General features: G+C 54.9%; 18 protein-coding genes. 15 read left to right on the top strand and 3 right to left on the bottom strand.

The features are described 5' to 3' along the window. Positions 1–12: 12 nt before the first annotated feature. The 11 genes from ACIPSK_RS14035 (at position 13) to ACIPSK_RS13985 (ending at position 10129) form a co-directional block, all read left to right on the top strand. On the top strand, positions 13–1029 hold the full coding sequence (locus ACIPSK_RS14035; protein WP_162119496.1) for an N-acetylneuraminate synthase family protein: 1017 nt from the start codon (positions 13–15) through the stop codon (positions 1027–1029). Further along, positions 1026–1703, top strand: a complete 678-nt coding sequence (locus ACIPSK_RS14030) for a glycosyltransferase family protein (protein WP_222294928.1) — start codon at positions 1026–1028, stop codon at positions 1701–1703. The genes ACIPSK_RS14035 and ACIPSK_RS14030 overlap by 4 nt, the downstream gene beginning before the upstream one ends. Then, positions 1685–2650 (top strand): PseG/SpsG family protein, encoded by a 966-nt coding sequence (locus tag ACIPSK_RS14025; RefSeq protein WP_162119357.1) that lies wholly within the window; start codon positions 1685–1687, stop codon positions 2648–2650. Before ACIPSK_RS14030 ends, ACIPSK_RS14025 begins: the two co-directional genes overlap by 19 nt. Then, on the top strand, positions 2647–3348 hold the full coding sequence (locus ACIPSK_RS14020; protein WP_162119356.1) for a WbqC family protein: 702 nt from the start codon (positions 2647–2649) through the stop codon (positions 3346–3348). Before ACIPSK_RS14025 ends, ACIPSK_RS14020 begins: the two co-directional genes overlap by 4 nt. Next, on the top strand, positions 3345–3977 hold the full coding sequence (locus tag ACIPSK_RS14015; RefSeq protein ID WP_003545689.1) for a PIG-L deacetylase family protein: 633 nt from the start codon (positions 3345–3347) through the stop codon (positions 3975–3977). The genes ACIPSK_RS14020 and ACIPSK_RS14015 overlap by 4 nt, the downstream gene beginning before the upstream one ends. Continuing rightward, the gene (locus ACIPSK_RS14010; RefSeq protein WP_348642952.1) at positions 3962–4828 is read left to right on the top strand and encodes a hypothetical protein; all 867 of its coding nucleotides are present in this window, start codon (positions 3962–3964) and stop codon (positions 4826–4828) included. The genes ACIPSK_RS14015 and ACIPSK_RS14010 overlap by 16 nt, the downstream gene beginning before the upstream one ends. Then, positions 4825–5739, top strand: coding sequence for a TIGR04325 family methyltransferase (locus ACIPSK_RS14005; RefSeq protein ID WP_162119355.1), 915 nt, complete (start codon positions 4825–4827; stop codon positions 5737–5739). Before ACIPSK_RS14010 ends, ACIPSK_RS14005 begins: the two co-directional genes overlap by 4 nt. A gap of 2 nt (positions 5740–5741) precedes the next feature. After that, positions 5742–7235: a glycosyltransferase gene (locus tag ACIPSK_RS14000; protein ID WP_162119354.1), complete on the top strand. Its 1494-nt coding sequence runs from the start codon at positions 5742–5744 to the stop codon at positions 7233–7235. Next, positions 7135–8349, top strand: a complete 1215-nt coding sequence (locus tag ACIPSK_RS13995; protein WP_246709941.1) for a CgeB family protein — start codon at positions 7135–7137, stop codon at positions 8347–8349. The genes ACIPSK_RS14000 and ACIPSK_RS13995 overlap by 101 nt, the downstream gene beginning before the upstream one ends. Then, positions 8349–9161 carry a class I SAM-dependent methyltransferase gene (locus tag ACIPSK_RS13990; RefSeq protein ID WP_162119353.1) on the top strand — a complete coding sequence of 271 codons (813 nt, stop codon included), beginning with the start codon at positions 8349–8351 and terminating at the stop codon, positions 9159–9161. Before ACIPSK_RS13995 ends, ACIPSK_RS13990 begins: the two co-directional genes overlap by 1 nt. Positions 9162–9382: 221 nt before the next feature. Then, a complete protein-coding gene (locus ACIPSK_RS13985; RefSeq protein WP_446532940.1) occupies positions 9383–10129 on the top strand; it encodes a hypothetical protein in 747 nt (248 codons plus the stop codon). A gap of 38 nt (positions 10130–10167) precedes the next feature. Here the strand turns inward: ACIPSK_RS13985 and rfbB are convergent, their stop codons facing one another. Beyond that, positions 10168–11223, bottom strand: a complete 1056-nt coding sequence (gene rfbB / locus ACIPSK_RS13980; RefSeq protein ID WP_446532939.1) for a dTDP-glucose 4,6-dehydratase — start codon at positions 11221–11223, stop codon at positions 10168–10170. A gap of 177 nt (positions 11224–11400) precedes the next feature. Here rfbB and gmd point away from each other — a divergent pair, with 177 nt between their 5' ends. The 4 genes from gmd (at position 11401) to ACIPSK_RS13960 (ending at position 15144) form a co-directional block, all read left to right on the top strand. Beyond that, positions 11401–12462 (top strand): GDP-mannose 4,6-dehydratase, encoded by a 1062-nt coding sequence (gene gmd, locus ACIPSK_RS13975; RefSeq protein ID WP_017967134.1) that lies wholly within the window; start codon positions 11401–11403, stop codon positions 12460–12462. Then, on the top strand, positions 12463–13413 hold the full coding sequence (gene fcl / locus ACIPSK_RS13970; protein ID WP_017967135.1) for a GDP-L-fucose synthase: 951 nt from the start codon (positions 12463–12465) through the stop codon (positions 13411–13413). Between the two features lie 435 nt (positions 13414–13848). Continuing rightward, entirely contained in the window at positions 13849–14871 is a 1023-nt protein-coding gene (locus ACIPSK_RS13965) for a methyltransferase (RefSeq protein ID WP_162119350.1), read from the top strand. A 144-nt stretch (positions 14872–15015) separates the two neighbouring features. After that, positions 15016–15144, top strand: coding sequence for a hypothetical protein (locus ACIPSK_RS13960; protein ID WP_281410338.1), 129 nt, complete (start codon positions 15016–15018; stop codon positions 15142–15144). Between the two features lie 27 nt (positions 15145–15171). On the opposite strand, the gene ACIPSK_RS13955 is transcribed toward ACIPSK_RS13960, so the two are convergent. Both ACIPSK_RS13955 and ACIPSK_RS13950 read right to left on the bottom strand, forming a co-directional pair. After that, complete coding sequence (locus tag ACIPSK_RS13955; RefSeq protein ID WP_162119349.1) at positions 15172–17154, bottom strand: acyltransferase family protein; 1983 nt, start codon at positions 17152–17154, stop codon at positions 15172–15174. Positions 17155–18038: 884 nt separating this feature from the next. Next, positions 18039–18659 (bottom strand): hypothetical protein, encoded by a 621-nt coding sequence (locus ACIPSK_RS13950; protein ID WP_162119348.1) that lies wholly within the window; start codon positions 18657–18659, stop codon positions 18039–18041. Between the last annotated feature and the right edge of the window lie 1589 nt (positions 18660–20248).

Below are 20248 nucleotides of genomic sequence, written 5' to 3'. Positions count from 1 at the left end.
CGGGAGTAGCAGATGTTCCGGAACTACCGACCTGACCGGTGTTATATTATCGCCGAAATCGGCGGGAATTTTACGACTTTTGACCAGGCAAGACGGCTGATCGACGAGGCAAAGTCGTCCGGCGTAGACGCTGTCAAGCTCCAGACTTATCGCGCGGAGACCCTCTCGAGCCGCAACGCCATGTTCGATATGGAAAACACCGGCGTTACCTCGCAATTCGAGCTTTTCCGCAAATATGAAATCGGTCACGAGCTTCACGAAGCGGTTTTCCGCTATGCCGAGGAGCATGGGCTGGACTGGTTTTCGTCGCCCTCACACGAAACAGATGTCGATCTACTGGAGAAGTGCGGGGTTGGTGCCCACAAGGTGGGCTCGGACGATGCGGTCAACATTCCCTTTCTCCGCTATCTGTCAAAAACGGGAAAGCCGATAATCCTGTCGACGGGGATGTCGACGCTCGACGAAGTTCGGGAATCCGTTGCCGCAATCAAGGAGGCGGGTAATCAGAAGCTTATTCTGCTGCACGCCATCACAAGCTATCCGACGCATCCGGAAAATGTGAACCTGCGTGCAATGCAAACGATGATGGAGGCGTTTCCGGATCTCGACGTTGGCTATTCCGACCATACATTGAACCCTGTCGCGAGCCTTTGTGCGGCCGCGATGGGCGCCCGGGTCATCGAGCGGCATTTCACCTACGACAAGGCCGCCGATGGTCCCGACCACATGCTCTCGGCCGATCCGGCGGAAATGAAATGGCTTGTGGATGCGATACGTGCGTTCGAGGTGATGAAAGGCAGTGGTCGCAAGGAACCGGCTGCAAGCGAGGCGACAACCAGATTGAACAACCGCAAGAGCGTCGTTCTCAATCGACCGCTCAAAGCCGGTGAATTCATCTCCCCCGGCGACATTTCGGTTAAGCGGCCGGGGACGGGAATCGAGCCTAAGCATCTCGACACTCTCGCCGGGCGACGATTGATAAGGGATCTCGATGGCGATGCCGTCCTCCAGTGGAGCGATCTGGCGTGAGGCTTGGAATCATCATCCAGGCGCGAATGGGATCCACCCGATTGCCGGGAAAGGTGCTTCGCGACATTTCCGGCAAGCCGCTTCTCGCACATGTCCTTGGCAGGCTTCAGATGCTGAAGCGGCCGGCCAAGATCGTCGTCGCGACATCATCGGCCGGCGAGAACGACATTATCGAAACTTGGTGCCTCAAGCACGGCGTCAGCTGCTTTCGTGGAGACGAGGCCGATGTTCTCGATCGCTATTTCGAATGTGCGAGATCGCTTGGGATGTCGGATATCGTGCGATTGACGGCGGACAATCCCTTCACTGATATCGAGGAGCTGGAGAGGCTGATCGACCTGCACCAAAAGCAGGGATTCGACTACACGCACGCGTTCGGTCAGTTGCCCATCGGTGTCGGCGCCGAGATATTTACGTTCGAAGCGCTCTCACGCAGTCATCGAGAGGGGATGCTGCCGCACCATCGCGAGCACGTGAATGAATACTTCACGGATCGGCCGGAGTTGTTCAAGATTGGCCAGCTCGATGTGCCTCCAGCCAAAATATCCCCAAATCTGCGCCTGACGGTAGATACTGAGGAAGACTGGAGACGTGCTTGTGCTCTGGCAGCGCGGGGGGGTGGGAACTGGGTTGGGACAGAAGAAGCGATCAGACTATGTTCGTCTTCTGCATAGAAAGTTCACATGCACGCGGCATGGGGCATCTGTTTCGGTCGTTGACGCTCGCCACCGAACTGCGTTCACGCGGTCATCCGGTCCTATTTTTAGCGAACGATCATCCGAATTCGTTGAGGGTCATCCGAGAGCGCGGCTTTGATGTGGCGCTTTATGATCTCGCCTCCGTGACCGGATGGGAGAATGGCTTTATTGAACCCGATGCATCATCTTCAGTCTGGATTAATGACCGCCTGAACACGCAGCGATGCCACAGCGAGGCGATTAAGCGTTTGGGCGCCAAGCTCGTTACCTTTGATGATCGTGGTGATGGCGCGGAACTTGCCGACATGAATATCTGCGCTCTCCTGTTCGAAGAGACTGAGGATCTCAAGGGCAAGGATGTTCGGCTGGGGGTGGAGTATATGATACTCAATCCTGAAATCGCTAGTTATCGCAGGCTTCGGCAAAGCCTTGCATCGATCCTTGTCACGCTCGGCGGCGCCGATACCTACGGAGTGACCGTCCGCGTTGCCAAATGGCTGAGCAGCAAGTCTTTTCCCGTCACCATCGTCACTGGCCCGAGCTTCCAACACATGAGGGAGCTTGAAGAGGTCGTCGCGACCGCTGCACCGGGTCGGTTCAAACTGCTCAACCAGGTGCCATCGCTTGCGGCAGAGATGCATGGGCACGATCTGGCGATTACCGGCGGCGGTGTTACCCCATTCGAAGCCTGTGCGGCGGGCCTGCCGTGTGTGGTGATCGCCAACGAACCTTTTGAAATCCCGGTCGGGCGTGCGCTCGAAGATCTGGGAGTTGCGTTCTTTGCCGGGCATCACTCGGCGTTCGATCTCGGCATCCTGGAAACGCCGATCCCCATCCGGAGCATGAGCGAGACTGCTATGACCAAGGTCGACCTTGGCGGGGTCGGCCGCGTTGCCGACTTGCTGGAAAGATTGGCTGCATGACCATTACAGCGGTTATCCATCAACCAGACTTCGCTTCATATCTCGGCTTTTTCCAGCGTTTTCTGAACGCCGACCTCTATATCGTTCTGGATCACGTTCAGTTTGTCCATGGCACGAGCAAAAGCTGGACGCATCGGGATAAGATAAAGACGGCGCAGGGCGATCGGTGGCTCACCGTTGGCATCAGAAAGCCAAGTCTCGGCACTGCGATCAATGCCGTGGAACTGGCGCCCGGCACCGGCTGGATAGACCAAAACCTTTCCCTGCTTCGCGAAAATTATCGCAAGTCTGCCGGTTGGAGCGAGGTCTTTCCCCGTATCGAGGTCCTCTACGGCAAGCGGTTCGAGCTGTTGGCCGATTTTAACATGCATTTCCTCGAAGGCATTCTTGAGATGCTTGAGATCACCATGCCGACGGTGCGGGCGAGCACGTTAAGCCCTGAGGGGCATAAAAATGAGTTGCTTGTCGAACTGCTGCGGAAAGTCGGAGCAACGCGTTACCTCTCAGGTCTGGGCGCGCGCGACTACATGCGGCCTGAGGTGTTCGAGGCCGCCGGGATCGAGATCGAATGGCAGCATTTCGTCCATCCTGTCTATCCGCAGCCCTTCGGCGAGTTCATGCCCTATCTCAGCATTCTCGACACACTACTGAATTGTGGTATTGCAGGCACGCGTGACCTGCTCTGGAGTTGCAAATGAATATTCTCGCGATCGGTGCCCATTTTGACGACGTGGAACTAGGCTGTGGCGGTGCACTGGCACGCCATGCTGCAAACGGCGACACGGTGTATGTCTATGTCGCGACCGTATCCGGCTTTTCAAACCAGTATGATCAGTCCGTGCGCAGCAGCCAGGTCGCCAGAGCGGAAGCCGATGCCGCGATGGAAATTCTCGGCGTCCAGAAAATGTTTTGCGGCGAGTTCAAAACGCTCCAGATCGAATTCGTCGACCCGCTGAATATCGAGATCCTCAAGCTCGTCCAGGATCTGAAGATCGATATGGTTTACACCCACTGGGTCGGAGACATCCACCATGACCATCTGGCCTTGTCGCGGGCGTCACTGCACAGCTGCCGCCATGTGCCCCGCCTCCTGATGTACCGCAGCAACTGGTATCATTCGACGGTGGATTTCAGGGGGAATTTCTACGTCGACATCACCTCCCATTGGGACCAAAAGGAGAAGGCGATCCTTGCCCATGAATCCGAGATGGAACGCACCGGACGGAAATGGGTGAGCTTCTTCCGCAATGAAGCCGAGAACGCCGGCCAGCGCATCGGTGTGAAATACGCTGAAGTCTTCGAGGTGGTGAAGTGGCTGCAGCTTTGAGAAAGATTTTGACCTTTGGCTCCATGCTGCTTCCCTATGGTGTGCATGAGCTGAAGCGCAGGCTAAAGAGTCGCCACAAACTCTCTGCCGATGTCGCTAGGTTACTGGCCGAAAATAGACAGCTTGCTGGTCAGCACGCGGGGCAGCGGTGTTTTATTTTAGGCAATGGCCCGAGCGTCAAGGGCTTGGATCTGTCGCGGCTTCAAGGCGAAAATGTCATAACCGTTTCCAACGGCTATCTTCATTCCGATTTCGACAAGTTCCAGTCTCGTTACCATTGTGTTCCCCAAATTACCTACGGATTGATGACACCGGAGGACGTGGTCCGCTGGTTCGAGGAGATGCATTCGCATCTGGGAAGGGCGGAACTGTTCCTCAGTTCCACGGAAGCGGAGCTGGTTCGAAAACACAATCTGTTTTCAGGGCGGACGGTCCGGTATCTCGTGCTTGGCGAAAGTTTCGACGAAAGACCATCGGTGGAAATCGTCGATATCTCTAAGCCGGTGCCGCGTGTCGATTCAGTGCCAGTGATGGCCTTGATGATAGCGACGTATCTTGGTTTTAAAGAGGTCATCCTGCTCGGCGTCGACCACGATCGTTTCCTGTCAGCAACCTATGAATACGCGTTCGATCTCAAGGTGCAAAAGGGAAAAGATGTCACCGTAAATGCGGACGGCACCCCGACAACGAACCGTCACGACGACTTTCAGCAGGCGGCACGGCTGTGGCGACAATATCGAGCCATCGCAAATATCGCGCGAGCGAATGATATCCGCATCTTCAATTCCACACCCGGTGGGGCGCTGGACGAATTTGAGAGACGGCCGTTCCAGGCCTGGTTTGAAGAATGAGACGGCTTAATTTTGCGCTCCCGGGAATCCACTGTCTGCTTGAGATGACGCGAGAATCGCCGCAAGCGCGCGAAGAGGAGATCTGGGCCGAATTCCGGCGGCACAACATCGTTTTCGACGGGCCTTACGATGATTGGTGCTCGGCCGTGGCTGCTTCAGATGGATATGATGCGCCGGCCATTCTTGCAAAAGCCGTCGAAGCGACACGCGCAGTTGTTCAGGGCCGTGCCTCATATGAGCGGGACACTGTAATTTTCAAGGAAAGAAGCTACTCGCATCCGCTGCTTGCCTGGCTGCTCTATGTTGCATCCAGATCCGATGGTCGTTTGAGAGTGGTCGACTTTGGGGGCGCGCTCGGAAGTTCCTATTTCCAACACCGTTCGAAACTGGCTCATCTTGCGGAATTGAAATGGTGCATCGTCGAGCAGCCTCATTTTGCGGATGCAGGGCGAGCTGAATTTGAAGACGGGATCCTGAGCTTTTCTCATGGCCTCGAAGAGGCAATCAATCTTGTGAACCCTCACATCGTTCTGCTCTCCGGCGTGCTCCAGTATCTCGAATATCCTCACGAGCATCTTGGGAGCCTTCTTTCGAAGGGCGTCAAATTCATCCTTGTTGACAGAACAAGCGCGCAGTTCGATGTCGCCGAAGTCCCTTTTGTGCAGCATGTGCCGGAACGCATCCATCGCGCCAGCTACCCGGTTTGGTTCTTGAACGCGAATGAACTGCAGGATCACTTCGCAAGGCATGGCTATGAGGTGCTGGACAGTTTCCAACCAGCCGGGAGATTTGGAATAGCAACACCGCCACCCTTGCAGGAATTGACGCGTTGGGGCATTGGCCTTACGCCAGCTCAGGAACGATACGAATGGTCGTATACTGGCTGGTTTCTTGAGAAGCCGGGAATCTAACCATGCGCGTGAACGTCATTATCCCTGTCTTCAATCGTCTGGAGCACACTCGGAAGGTGTTGGAGTCTCTCAGGAGGCAAACTCTCGTCGATGCACTGACGATCGTCGTTGTCAACGACGGATCTACCGATGGAACTGCAGAATACCTGCAGTCGCAGGGCGATGTGGTGGAAATCAAGGGCGACGGCAATCTTTGGTGGGGGGGGGCCATCGAGGAGGGGCTGAAACACGTCCTTCCATCTTGCAAGGTGGAAGATTACATCCTGTTTCTGAATAATGACACGTGGTTCGATGAGGATTATGTTGAGACCTTAGTGCAAACATCGAAGGCGAACGGCGAAGCCGCCGTTGGAAGCGTTATCCATGAAGAGGGGAAAGATCCACCTCTTGTGAGTATAGGACCTCGGATCAACATCAACAGGTTCGCGATTTGGGATCTCCTTTCGGAATTAAGCCAAGCGCAACAACGGTCGCCTGAGAGCCAATACCGCGTGGATGCATTGAGTGGTCGAGGTACTCTATATCCAGCCCTCTTGTTCCGGAAATATGGCGGTATGCGGCCACACCTTTTGCCGCACTACATGGCCGATTATGAAATCGCGATGCGCTTCTCGCGCGCCGGAGTGCCTTTGATCGTCAGCACAAAAGCAGCCGTCTATTCGCCACCAGTATATGGAAACGACGTCTCCAGGCATTCATGGAAAAAACGATTGTTTGGCAGGCGCTCTCCTCACAACGTGTTTCAACGCCTGATCTTCTATTCGCTTGTCGGTTCACCGGTGCAGAGATTTACCGCACCTTTCCGCATGGCCTATTTCTTCTACGCTCGTGTCCTTTTGGGAAGGATGACGACCAATCTTAAAAAAATTGTCGTTTCCCTTGTGCGTGCAAGGCGGCTTGGCGACCTGAAACGTCACGGAGTAAGCGTTGGCCGCGATGTTGTGCTCTATGGCGCCCCTCTGTTGCAACGGCATCCTGACAGTGAGATTCACCTCGGTGATCGCGTCGTCCTGTGTTCTGATTCCCGATTTACGGCGCTGGCTCTCAATCATCCAGTGAAGATAGCGACCATTCGCGCCGGATCGAAGGTCAGCATTGGCGCTGACAGTGGGATCAGTGGTGCAACCATCGTCTCGGCTGCACGGATTTCAATCGGCGCAGAAGTGCTGATGGGAGCCAACGTCACCATTTTCGACACGGACTTTCATCCCATACGTCCGGAAGGACGGCGTCATTCGGATGTCGAGGCGGACATCAAGACTGCACCGGTGAACATTGCCAATAATGTGTTCATTGGTACCAACGCCCTGATCTTGCGTGGCACGGAAATAGGGCGTGACAGCATTGTCGCCGCGGGCGCGGTCGTCCGGGGAAGTTTCCCAGCAGGGGCGATAATTGCCGGGAACCCGGCAAAGGTTGTCGGTAGTGTCTATAAAATGTCCCAGGAGCGTCCCGGTAGTCAACCAGACGGTGAACATGAAAATAGCAATATTTGACACGTATTACGCGCGTTTTCTAAGGCAATTCTATGCGCGGCGGCCACAGCTCGAGAAATCAACCGCGCCAGAACAGACGAAGGCGTTGTTGGCTGCCGCGTTCGGCACATCTGATTTCTATTCGCGCCACCTCGCGGAGCTTGGCTGCGAAGTCATCGATATCATCGGCAATTGTGTTCCGCTTCAGTCGGCCTGGGCGCAAGAGAACAACGAACCGTTCAGCGCGTGGGCAATGAAACTGCCGCATCGGTTTTTCAGGCTGCCTTATGTTGGCGCACGCCTGGCGGCTCTCCCTGGCTTGCTGGAGGTCGCAATGGCCCGGGTTCGCGCATTCAAGCCGGATGTACTCTACTGTCAGGATCTCAGCTTCTTTCCGCCACATGCCCTGACGGAGTTGAAGAAGACGGTGCCGCTGATTGTCGGCCAGATCGCGTGTCCGCTGCCGCCGGGTGAGTTTCTGCGGCCCTATGACCTTATTCTAACGTCTTTCCCCCATTTCGTACCCCGCTTTCATGAGATGGGGATAAAATCCGAATATTTCAGGATTGGCTTCGATACTCGGGTGCTCGATCTCCTTGGCGATATCAGGCGCGATGTGCCGGTGAGCTTCGTCGGCGGCATAAGCCGTCATCACGGCAAGGCCGTCCCCCTGCTCGAACATCTTGCCGATACGACGCCGATACAGTTTTTCGGCTACGGCGCAAAGACGCTCCCGCGCTCTTCTTCGATTCGCAAACGTCACAATGGCGAAGTCTGGGGCCCGGATATGTATCGCGCGCTGGCGCGCAGCCGGATCACTATCAACCGACACATCAATGTTGCCGAAAACAACGCCAATAACATGCGGCTTTATGAGGCGACCGGTGTCGGATCGCTGCTGATAACCGACAGGAAGGATAATCTCGGGGAGATTTTCGAGGTCGGCAAGGAAGTGGTTGCCTATTCCAATGCTGCGGAAGCGACGGAACTCGTCCGCTACTATATAGACCACCCCGACGAGGCGGATGCCATCGCAAAGGCTGGTCAGGCAAGGACGCTGAAGGACCACACCTACAAGTCGAGAATGGCAGAATTGGTGCCGATCCTCGGACGATATCTGGAGATACAGGGCTGATGTCGTTTCTGCGCGCGAGTCTCAATCGCTTTCCAGGGGTGAAGAGCCAGTTGAAGCGATTGCGTGAACGGCTGTGGCCGGCGACGTCGGTATCGTCCCGCTATGTCGAGATAGAGGCGGCTCGTCGAGACAGCGAAAGTGCACGCCTTGCCCCATCTTGGAAAGCGAGTGATCTGCCCGCCCGTCAGAGAGCCCTCGTCGAGCGCCAGCTGAAGGAATACCGCAGCGGCGTTTCCATTGATGTATTCGATGTTTTTACCGCCGCTTTGCGCAAGATCGACAATCTTCCGGCCGATGCTTCGCTGCTCGAGATCGGTTGTTCCAGCGGCTATTATTCCGAAGTGCTTGACGTGAATGGCTTGCCGCTTCGTTATCGTGGCTGCGATTACTCCGATGCTTTCATCGATATGGCGCGCAGCACTTATCCGGGACTGTCGTTCGACGTGGAGGACGCGGCGCGGCTCCGCTATCAGGATGACGCTTTCGATGTCGTCGTCTCCGGATGTTGCCTGCTACATATCCCCAATTATGAAGCGGCGATCGCCGAGAGCGCCCGCGTTGCCAAGGAATACGTGATTTTTCACCGTACGCCTGTTGTCTATGGCGAGCCGACCAAGTATTTCCGCAAGCAGGCCTATGGTGTCGAAACCATAGAGATCCATTTTTCCGAGCCGCAGCTATTGGACATGTTTCGAATTCACGGCCTGCACGTCCTGGCGACGTTCACGCTGAGCGAGAACGTGGACCCGCACGATAGTCGCAAGGGCAATGCAATGCGCACCTATTTGTGCAGGAAACAACCCCAATCATGACGAACTACTTCTGTACCCTTTTCGACAGCGGCTATCTCATCAAGGGAATGGCCATGATGGAGAGCCTTGTCCAGTGGTGCCCTGACGCGCATGTTTTTGTGCTTTGCATGGACGAAAAGACGCAGGAAATATTGATCGCCTCCAAGAGATCCTACATCACCTGCATTGCACTCGCCGATCTCGAGACGCCGGAACTCCTGGAAGCCAAGAAATCGCGCGGCGTGGCCGAATATTGCTGGACCCTGTCTCCGTGTCTGCCGAGTTTCGTGCTGGAGCAGCATCCGGATATTGAATTCATCACCTATCTCGATTCCGATCTGCTGTTCTATTCACCGCTCAGTCCGATTTTCGATGAAATCGGCGATAATTCCATTGCCATTATTGAACACCGCTTTGCTCCGCGGCTGCAGAACCGTGAAATTAACGGCCGTTTCTGTGTGGAATGGGTGAGTTTCCGGCGTGATGAAGAGGGAATGCGCTGCCTTGCGCGCTGGCGCGAGCAATGCATCGAATGGTGCTACTATCGGCTCGAAGACGGCAAGATGGGCGACCAGAAGTATTTGGACGAATGGCCGGATCTGTATCCGAATTGCCATATCATCGAGCATCCGGGAGCTGGGATTGCTCCCTGGAATTACGAAAAGATGCATTTTTCGCAGGATGCATCCGGCAGGATGGAGGTCGATGGTTCGCCTCTGATCTTTTATCACTTCCACCAGTTCCAGTTGCTGACCAACGGCATGTTCGATCGGCTGTCAGCTTTCTACACCGCCGTCTGCGAGGAGCCTGACGCTGTTTACAAGGTTTACGAACGCGCTCTGATGCGAGCCCTGAAGGTAATCAGGACGATTTCCCCAGGCTTTTCCGGCGGCCTTCGCCCTTTCTTCCGGGTTTTGGCCCGCAGATGGGTGCAACGCCATGTGCCCCTTGGGGTCAAACGCTTCCTCCACCATTTCATCAGATATTGACGTCTCGCAAGCGGGGAGGAGCCTGCCTCTCCAAGCTGTTATCGGTACTGGCGGTCGATCCATTGGCGGTAGCTGCCGGTTGTGACGTTTTTTACCCAGGCTTCGTTGGCGAGATACCATTCGACAGTTTTGCGAATGCCTGTCTCGAACGTCTCGTGGGGGCGCCAGTCCAGGACCCGCTCGATTTTGTCGGCATCGATGGCGTAACGGCGATCATGGCCGGGCCGATCGCGTACAAAGGAAATCTGGGCCTTGTAGCTTGCCCCGTTTGGCAGTGGTCTCAATTCGTCGAGGATTTCGCAGAGCGTATTGACAACCGACAGGTTCGTCAGTTCGTTCCTGCCGCCGACATTATAGGTTTCCCCGACTTTTCCACTTTCCAGCACGCGTCGGATCGCACTGCAATGGTCCTTGACGAACAGCCAATCGCGCACCTGCTTTCCATCCCCGTAGATTGGAATCTGTTTGCCGGAGAGCGCATTATGAATGACCAGGGGAATAAGTTTCTCTGGAAAATGATAGGGACCGTAGTTGTTCGAACAGTTCGTCGTTAGGACCGGCAATCCGTAGGTGTGATGATAAGCGCGAACCAGATGATCGCTGGCTGCCTTGCTAGCGGAATAAGGGCTGCTTGGCTCGTATTTCCGCTCTTCGCTGAAGGCCGTTTCCGCGGGAGCAAGGGAACCGTAGACTTCGTCCGTTGACACGTGGAGAAAACGAAAACTCTTTCGGAAGGCTTCATTCTGCAAGGCGAGAAATCCCCGAATAGCCTCCAACAGGCGAAAAGTGCCGACGATATTCGTCTGGATGAATTCTTCGGGCCCATGGATCGATCGATCGACATGACTTTCGGCGGCGAAATTGAGGATTGCGCGGGGACGATGGGAACGGAGCAATTCTGCAATGAGATCATGGTCCGCAATGCTGCCATTGACGAACAGATGGCGCGGGTCCTCCCAGACGGAAGCGAGGTTCTCCAGGTTGCCGGCATAGGTCAGCGCATCGAGGTTGACGACCGGCTCATCATGAAGCGCAAGCCAATCCAGCACGAAGTTCGCACCGATGAAACCAGCTCCTCCCGTCACCAGGATCATACTTCCCCCTTGGAGTTCTAACAGTTTTGAGAAGCTCTAGTCTCATTGTGACGCCCTCGCGTCAACCGCAGAGGTCCACAATGGTCATTTCGCTTGACTAGCCTCGGTTATATAGGGGTTGCACTCGTCCGGTCGTTTCCATAAACACATCCCGAAGATTGCATCGAAAGACGTGAAATGACGAAAACCGCGCTTATCACTGGGGTGACCGGTCAGGACGGTGCCTATCTGGCCGAATTGCTTCTGAGCAAGGGCTATACGGTGCACGGCATCAAGCGGCGGTCGTCGTCTTTTAATACCGGCCGCATCGAACATATCTATCAGGATCCGCATGAGACACATCCTCGTTTCATCCTCCACTATGGCGATATGATCGACTCGACCAACCTGCTGCGGATCGTGCAGCAGACGCAGCCCGATGAAATCTACAATCTTGCCGCACAAAGCCACGTGGGTGTCAGCTTCGAAACGCCTGAATATACGGCAGATGCCGATGGCGTCGGGACGTTGAGGTTGCTTGAAGCGATCCGTATCCTGGGGCTCGAGAAAAAGACCCGGTTCTACCAGGCGTCGACCTCGGAACTCTACGGTCTTGTGCAGGAAGTGCCGCAGAACGAGAAGACGCCCTTTTACCCGCGTTCTCCCTATGCCGCAGCCAAGCTCTATGCCTACTGGATCGTCGTGAATTATCGCGAGGCCTACGGCATGCATGCGTCGAACGGCATTCTTTTCAATCACGAAAGCCCGCTTCGCGGCGAAACCTTCGTCACGCGCAAGATCACGATGGCGGTGGCTGCCATCCATCTGGGGCGACAGGATAAGCTTTTCCTCGGCAATCTTGACGCCAAGCGTGACTGGGGCCACGCGCGTGAATATGTCGAGGGCATGTGGCGCATGCTGCAGCAGGACAAGCCGGATGACTACGTCTTGGCGACCGGTGAGACGACGAGTGTCCGCCAGTTTGTGGAGTGGGCTTTTGCCGACGTAGGCATTGCTTTGGAATGGAAGGGGTCCGGCGTCGATGAAAAGGGCTATGACGCCGCGTCCGGTGCGTGCCTTGTAGAAATCGATCCTCGCTATTTCCGCCCGACGGAAGTCGATCTTCTGCTTGGCGACCCGACCAAGGCACGTCAGAAACTCGGCTGGCAGCACAAGACGCCGGTTCGCGAGCTCGCCGCTGAAATGGTACGGGAGGATGTCAAGCACTGGAAGGCTCAAAACAGCCGGAAAGAGATCTGAGTGTACGACCTGTCCAACAAGAAAATCTGGGTTGCCGGCCATCGCGGTATGGTCGGCAGTGCTCTTGTGCGTCGGCTTCAATCCGAAGATTGCAACGTCATCACGGCCACGCGCCGGGAGGTCGATTTGACGCGGCAGGAGGAGGTCGAGAAATTTGCTGAAGCAACCCGGCCTGACGCGATCATTCTCGCCGCGGCCAAGGTTGGCGGTATCCTTGCGAATGACAGCTATCCCGCAGAATTTATCTATGACAATCTGATTATCGAAGCGAACATCTTCGAAGCCGCCCACCGGGCGGGAGTGGACCGGCTGCTGTTCCTGGGTTCAAGCTGCATTTATCCCAAGCTCGCTCCGCAGCCGATTCCCGAAGAGGCTCTGTTGACCGGTCCGCTTGAACCGACCAACGAATGGTACGCGATTGCCAAGATCACCGGTATCAAGCTCGCGGAAGCATACCGTAAGCAATACGGCCGGGATTACATTTCCGCCATGCCCACCAATCTATACGGCCCAGGCGATAATTTCGACCTGAATTCCAGTCATGTGCTGCCTGCGCTTATCCGCAAGGCGCATGCCGCGAAACTTCGCAATGACCCGCATATGGTGGTCTGGGGCACAGGAACCCCGCGCCGAGAATTCCTCCACGTCGACGACTGCGCCGACGCGTTGGTGTTTCTCCTCAAAACCTATTCCGGTTCGCAGCACGTCAATGTCGGCTCGGGTACAGATCTCGAAATTATCGAATTGACGCGTTTGGTATGCGGCGTTGTCGGTTACGAAGGTGAGATCATTCATGATCTTTCCAAGCCTGATGGCACGCCGCGAAAGTTGATGAGCAATCAGAAGCTGCAGGACATGGGCTGGAAACCGCGCATTTCGCTTGAGGATGGCATCCGCGCTACTTACGCTTGGTTCCTTGAGTTCGAAAACAGATCCGATCCAGCGGTCTGATACCAGGTCGGTGATGACCGGCATTCCCTGTGCTAGGCTATCCCGTGAATGATGGCAGCAGACCCGCACGGCAGCCGGAGCGAGGAATGCAGCGAATGACCTCTCCGTTTTGTCGTAAGGGGTGGCGATGCCCGCCGAAACTGCTTGAGCCGGCTGAACAGAAGCGATCTGGGCTTGCCCGCCGGAATGGCCAGCAAGTCCGGAACGGCCTTATAGCCTGAAGCTCCACCACCCGTCGGGATTAGGCCGAGAGGGTGGTTCGATCTGCAGTTTGCCGACAATAACGTCGTGGCGGTCGGCAGGACAATTCCGCCATTGAGGCGGGAGAACCCGATAGGGCTAGCGCGGTGAGTATTGTGGAATATGTGAATATGCGCATATTCTGGGACTGGCGCTGCCAGACAAGACCGGTTGAGGGCCTCTGGGGGGGATCCCATGGAAACAATCGTCGAGGACGCCCATGCTGGCGTCGTGTCGCCCGAACTCGTGGTCGATGCACTGTTTGCGTGCCGGAAAACGGCGGCGATCAGGGCGGCCATCGAGCTTGATCTCTTTACTCATATCGGCGAGGGCAAAACGGCAGCATTGCTGGCGTCGGCAATAGGCGCCTCGGAGCGTGGGGTGCGCGTCCTCTGCGATTATCTCGTGGTCCATGGCTTCCTGACCAAGGAGAGCGGACAGTATCGAATGACGCCCTCGACCAGAATGTTCCTCGATCGCAATTCGCCGGCCTATATGGGCTCTGCCGTCGAGTTCGTCGCTGCACCCGAAATTCTCGATAATTTTCTGCGCGATCCGGCCGCCGTCGTGCGCAATGGCGGTTCGGCCGGACTTGCAAACCTTTCGGCGGACAATCCAGTCTGGTTGAAGTTTGCGCGTGGCATGGGCTCCTTCACGGGTCTCAGCGCCAAAATACTGGCTGACGAAATCTCCGGCTGGCCGAGCGCTCCCAAAAAGGTGTTGGACATCGCTGCAGGTCCAGGCGTCTTCGGGATCGAAATCGCCAAAGCCTTGCCATCGGCGGACATCGCCGCCGTCGACTGGGGCGCTGTCCTGGAGCTGTCGAGGCAGAATGCAGAAAAAGCCGGCGTGGCTGACCGCTATCGGACGATCGCCGGCAGTGCCTTCGACGTCGACTGGGGCGCCGGTTATGATCTCGTTCTGCTTCCGAATTTTCTGCACCACTTCGATTTGCAAACATGTGCCCAACTGTTACGAAAGATCGTCGCGAGCCTTGCAGAGGGTGGTCGGATCGTCGCGGTCGATTTCGTGCCGAACGAAGATGGCGTGTCACCGCCTTTTCCTGCGGCGTTCTCTTGGGAGATGCTCGCCAGCACGCCGGCGGGCCAGGCTTATACGCAAAGTGAACTGACTGAGATGGCAGGACTGGCCGGTCTTGCCGGCGTCATCGTCAAACCCTTGCCGCCAACTCCGGCAAGCCTCATCCTGTTTGAATAGCAGCAAGAGGTTGGCGCTCCCATCGTCCTCTATTACACGGGCGTGCCGTCAAGGCTGGCAGATGAACGTCATTGACGCAATCCCGGGCACGCTGACGCTCAGGGATGCGCTGCAGGGCAACTATGCGACCGCTGTCTGATCAACATGACCCAAATGCACGCCGGCTCGATCGAGTTCAGCGACGTCTGGTATGAGGACGGGAAGTGGAAGGCGCTCATTGTCTGCTTCCAGTTCATGCGCGATGAGAACCAACTCATCGAGTCGATGGGGTAGTTCACCGTCTTCCCGGCGTCTGGCCGCTTAATCTGATGGAGAGGCGGAAGACGTTCGACCAGCGTTCGGCTGAGAACTTGCAGTTCGTTCGGATTGCCTGGCGTGCGGCAGTACCAGGAAATTGAGGAGACCGCCGCCCCGTAGGTCGGCGCTTCTTTTTTCCAAAATGTCACCAATCAACGTCGTTAGAAATTCTGCTGTCAGATGGGTCCAGTCTGTCATAAACGGAACACCGCCGCTGCTGGTGAGGCATTTCTCCTTGTCGTAGTCGCAATGAAGCTTGATGATATCGACATAGTTGAATGCAAGATCAGATGGGAAAAATGGCAGCTGCGCTATAGTCTGGTTAGCCGGCGGATAGGTTGCCAATCGCAGGCACGTAGAGGCATCAGATTTTGTCTGAAGCATTAGCCCCAGGCACGAGTGCAAGTCGTCTAGCTGGAAATAATCTCCGAAGACGTAAATTCGCGCGTCATCCGAGTGGCTTTTCATCCAAGAAAGAAGCTCAAACCTAAACGGGTTGACAGTGTACTCAAAAGGCCGATGACTCGTGAGGAAAATCGCTTTCGTTCGGCTGAGCAATGACTTGTCGTTGATATATTTTTCAAAGGGAATGCAGTATTTGTCGTAAATGCTGGCGCGAGAGGGGGCCTTAACAATATCGTTCTTGATCTCCACCATGCATTTTAAGTAGCTGATTGCCACGACTTGATATCGGTCCGCATCGATGTAACTTTTCAGCGCGACGGACCAGTTTCTGGCGTACGAGTCACCAATTATGAAGATAACGGGCTTCCCGGCTTGAATGTTGTTGTTCAAGCTTAGAAAAGTGCTTTCGAGTCGTGCTTCGTTCGTCTGCGCGAGAGATGGATAGACTTGATCCAACCTGTGAGGAAAACCGGCCATAGAGACTGCTGACACAACAGCAGCCATGATGGTTACAACTGATGAGCTTAGGTAGATCCAAAGAGCGCGGCTTCTCCTGGTGCGGCGAAGGGGCTTTTCGATAACGACAAAGCTGACCACCGCGACCAAGACCGTCGCTGCGATGGCGAGGAGCTTATCGCCATTGTTGAAATTCAAGCTTGTCAGCCGCGCGAAGGCGAAGACCGGATAATGCCACAAATATAAAGAGTAGGATACTAATCCGGTGAGCGCCGCAGGTCGAGAAGCCAACAGGCGCCCGACCGCGTCCTGCTGACTGGTGAATGCGAGCACCAGACAGGTCCCAATGACCGGGATCACAGTTACCAGGCCAGGATGAACCGTGTCCTTTTTGAACAAGATCAGTGAACCGAGAACGAGGATAAGCCCGGCCGCCGCGAGTAACGGCCGAGGGTGAGCTCGTCCACGCCTCACCTCGTGATAGGCGAGAAGTGTTCCAGCCAGCAGTTCCCAGGCCCGGGTGAGTGGCGAGTAAAAGGCTTGTTGCTGATCATACCGTACCGTCACCACACACAACACAAAGCTGAGGGATGCCACAAGCAACACGCATGGCAAAAACCTTGATTTCAGGTATCGGCGCACGATCAGCAATAAGAGGGGAAACCCGATATAAAATTGCTCTTCGACGCTCAACGACCAGGTGTGAAGAAAAGGCTTGAGAAGGGTGTTGGGCTCCCCGTACTGGGCCGCAGTAAAATAGAAATAGATATTCGATCCGAATAGGAGCGACGAACCTATGGAATTTGCGAAATCCAGGAGTTCCGATGGTAATAAAAGGTAATATGCGAAAGGCATTGTCGCGAAAACGACTGCAAACAACGCAGGCAGAATTCTCCGCGCGCGCCGAGCATAGAATTTAAGGAAATCAATACGCCCCGTTGCTTCGATTTCTGTCAGCAGAATTTGGGAGATCAGAAAGCCACTGATCACAAAAAACACATCGACGCCGATGTATCCGCCCCGCAGCAACGTGTGGCCGGCAACCGTGAACTCGGCGTGATACAGAATAACCGCGATCACCGATATGGCTCTTAAGCCATCGATCTCTGGTCTGTAAGCCTTCAAAGCTAGCCCTGCCTTCGATATCGAGAGCGTTACGTTGTCGCGCCCAACATTGGCGCTTTTGGGCTGCCTAACACAGAGATCTTGGAGGGAGAACAGTATGGCCTGATAAAAGATTTGCGGGCGCGGCCGATTTCAATCTTTATTATCAGTGCTGTTGTAAATCAGCATTCCGGAAGCTCATTGGTTTGCATGTGTTTTCCAATCGCTGATCACTTTTGTCTATCGGCCGTTCCAGAAGCGAGAGACGTCAGGCCGACGCCAATAGCGCCTACCATCGCTGCCCCCACCGCGCGCCCGAATCAGCAAAAATCGAAATGGCGCGTGTAATGCGTAGATGCTCGCCCGAGCTGCGATGTCGGATTCGCTGACAGCCCGCGCCCGTCGATCCAAGTGATCAGGGGCAGCGAAAAGGAAGCAGGCATTGGATGGGACGGGAGGGTAGACAAAAGCAAGCCCGTTTGCCGTAAAATCAATCGCTTAGTGAAATATTGGCTGGGGAACCTGGATTCTCACATGATTTCAATGGCTTAGCGTAAAAGCCTTGAAATCCCCTCTGTTTTCCCATCGCGAGCGACCGTGGATGCCACCTTTTGTGCCCTGGCTTTGGGCATCAGTCAACTGGACCGAGCGAGCGGCAATAATTTCCGCTTTCGGGCCTCAAGTTTGCGGTGAGGCGGCCATTAGGCGCCGACAGCTTTGGGTCGTCACTCCGGTCGCTCCCACTGTCCCGTCGCTTAGTGTCTTAGTGTCGGAGTGTGTGGCTGGGGTGTATTTAAATGGTCTATCGTCGCAGTTACCGAAAGGAGCAAGGAACGTCAGGCCTGTCGTAGGCGTGAGGACGATTTCCAGACGGCAAGGTAGCGACTATCAAGACCGAAATGCCGTCAAACGCCGGTGTGGGAAATAGTGTAGGCGGCAATCACTTGAACGAATGTCATCGCGGTGGGGACTAGAAGTATCAAGATGCCGAGGCAGTATGAAATTAATGCGACCAATCTGGCCCTCGGACGCGAGATGTTGAGGAGCCTGTAAAGCTCTCCCATTGGATCTGCCAAGCTATTCGGATCGACTTCGTGCCTTTCCCCATTGTAATTGAAGTTGGACGCGTTGCGAGCGAGCGGCTCGGCCTCTGTCCCCAACTCTATCAATTTCAAAAGATAGTCGAGATTTCGAGGCTGGCAGAAATAGGTCTTCTCGGCCTCAAAGAAGCCGGCCGCCGAGTCATACTTCTTGATTAGCGCTGGACATCTTAAACCATACAGCGTGGCACCTGTCGCGATCGAACAGCAGCCAAGATACAGCAAGAAGAGGCGCAGCGACGGGGCGCAAGTTGTCGGTTGGCAAAAATCGGTGTGTAGGCTGAGAAACTTCACAATCTCTCCGTTGAAGAGGAGGAGATAGCCGACCAGCGGCACCGCGATGGTCGCCTTGGCGACTGTTGAATTTCCTAATCTCCGCAGGACGCTCCACCTCGACTGATGATCAAGCGATAAAACTGCTCTCATTCCGTGCCCCTTAGGATTTTCTGGCCATTACCACAACTCGATATCGCCGGCCTAGCCACTGAAATTTGAGACATACAAGACGAAGATCTATGAAAAGTTGCCGGCGAGTGACATCTATACCTCGCGATCCGCGGATGGGACTACCGACTCCTGCTCCTGCGCTAATATTATGCATTCCATCGCAGTGCCCGATGATGAACACATGCTCGCGTATGGCGACCAAAGTCTATAGAGCAAGAGGGTCGAAGGCGTGGGCTGCGGCCAGCGGTCATCGTGAAATTAATGACTGGGCCGGCGAGAAGCGGGTTTGTCCAATCCCCATTGAGCAATGGTAATGTACGAGTTACATTGTAATTCCGAGTGGCGCACCACGTACTGCCGATTTCCGTTCATATTATACTACAGCCAGTGGCTACGCCCGCATATAGAATAAGCGACGGACGATACGCGAAGAAGGTTTGAAACGATAGCTTAGGCAGTGAAAAATTCTAAACGCCCGCCTTAGGGATCAGTCAACAGGACTGGCTAGCGGCAATATTTTCCGCTGTATAACCTCGAAGTAGCCGTCCGGCGGCCACAACGCGCTTTGCTACTTCACTCCCTCTATCGTTTATACAGCACATTGTATTTGCTAGCCTGAGCGGGCGCGGCCTTGTCATGGCGCGCCATCAAGCGGACGCAGCGACGCAGGCGTTAGATAACCGAAAAGGTGCCACTTGCTGACGGCTCGAAGACGTGCAGCCTCAGATGGTAGCATTTGTCCTAGTTCCACAATCCAGGTCCTCCAAAGTGCCTGCCTCATTAACGGTAGTTCAACCACGGCGTGGGAGAACGCGTGGGTCGAAAACGGTGAACCAATGATCCTTTACAAATACCGGCCTCTGAACGCATTCACTCAGGACATCATTGAGAATAGGCGTCTGTTTTGTGCGAACTGGAACGAATTGAATGATCCAATGGAGGGAATGTTTGAGTTTTTTACAAACGATCGAGATGACCGACGCTATCTTGAGGAAATAATTCGGCATAAGCACGAACTGCGAGTATGCTCGCTGTCAAAGACAAAATATTCCCATCTTCTCTGGGCTCACTACGCGGACCAGTTCCGCGGCGTTCTCGTCGCAGTCGACATACCTCTACCCGCCGCGGATTTTGTTGAGGTTTACTATAGAGCCTCGCATTCAATGCAAATCAAACACACATGGAATGACACTGAGAAGGTCGCAAGAAAAATCCTGTCATCGAAACACAAAGCCTGGAGTTATGAGAAGGAAGTCCGCATCCTTTCTCGTGAACAATATTTCCCAGTTCCGATTATAAGGCATGTGACGCTAGGGATAAGGGCGAACAACGTCTCCGACGCATTTCTTTACGCGTGCGACGCACGACGCATTCCAGTCTACAAACTTAGGCTAACGGACGAGGGCCTGGAGGAGCGGCCGATTGAGGAGTTTTATCGTGCTCGCCGATATAACGAGGCTTGGTGAAGACGCCGGACCAGGCCGTAAAAATGGCGGGTTGTTCGTCTGCCTTTGACCTTGCCCCGTTGAGATAATCCATTTTGAAGTAAGCTCTGGCCCATTGAGAGG

The sequence above is a fragment of the Rhizobium sp. LARHSG275 genome (assembly GCF_052871115.1).
This window is presented reverse-complemented; position numbering and strand designations above follow the sequence as displayed.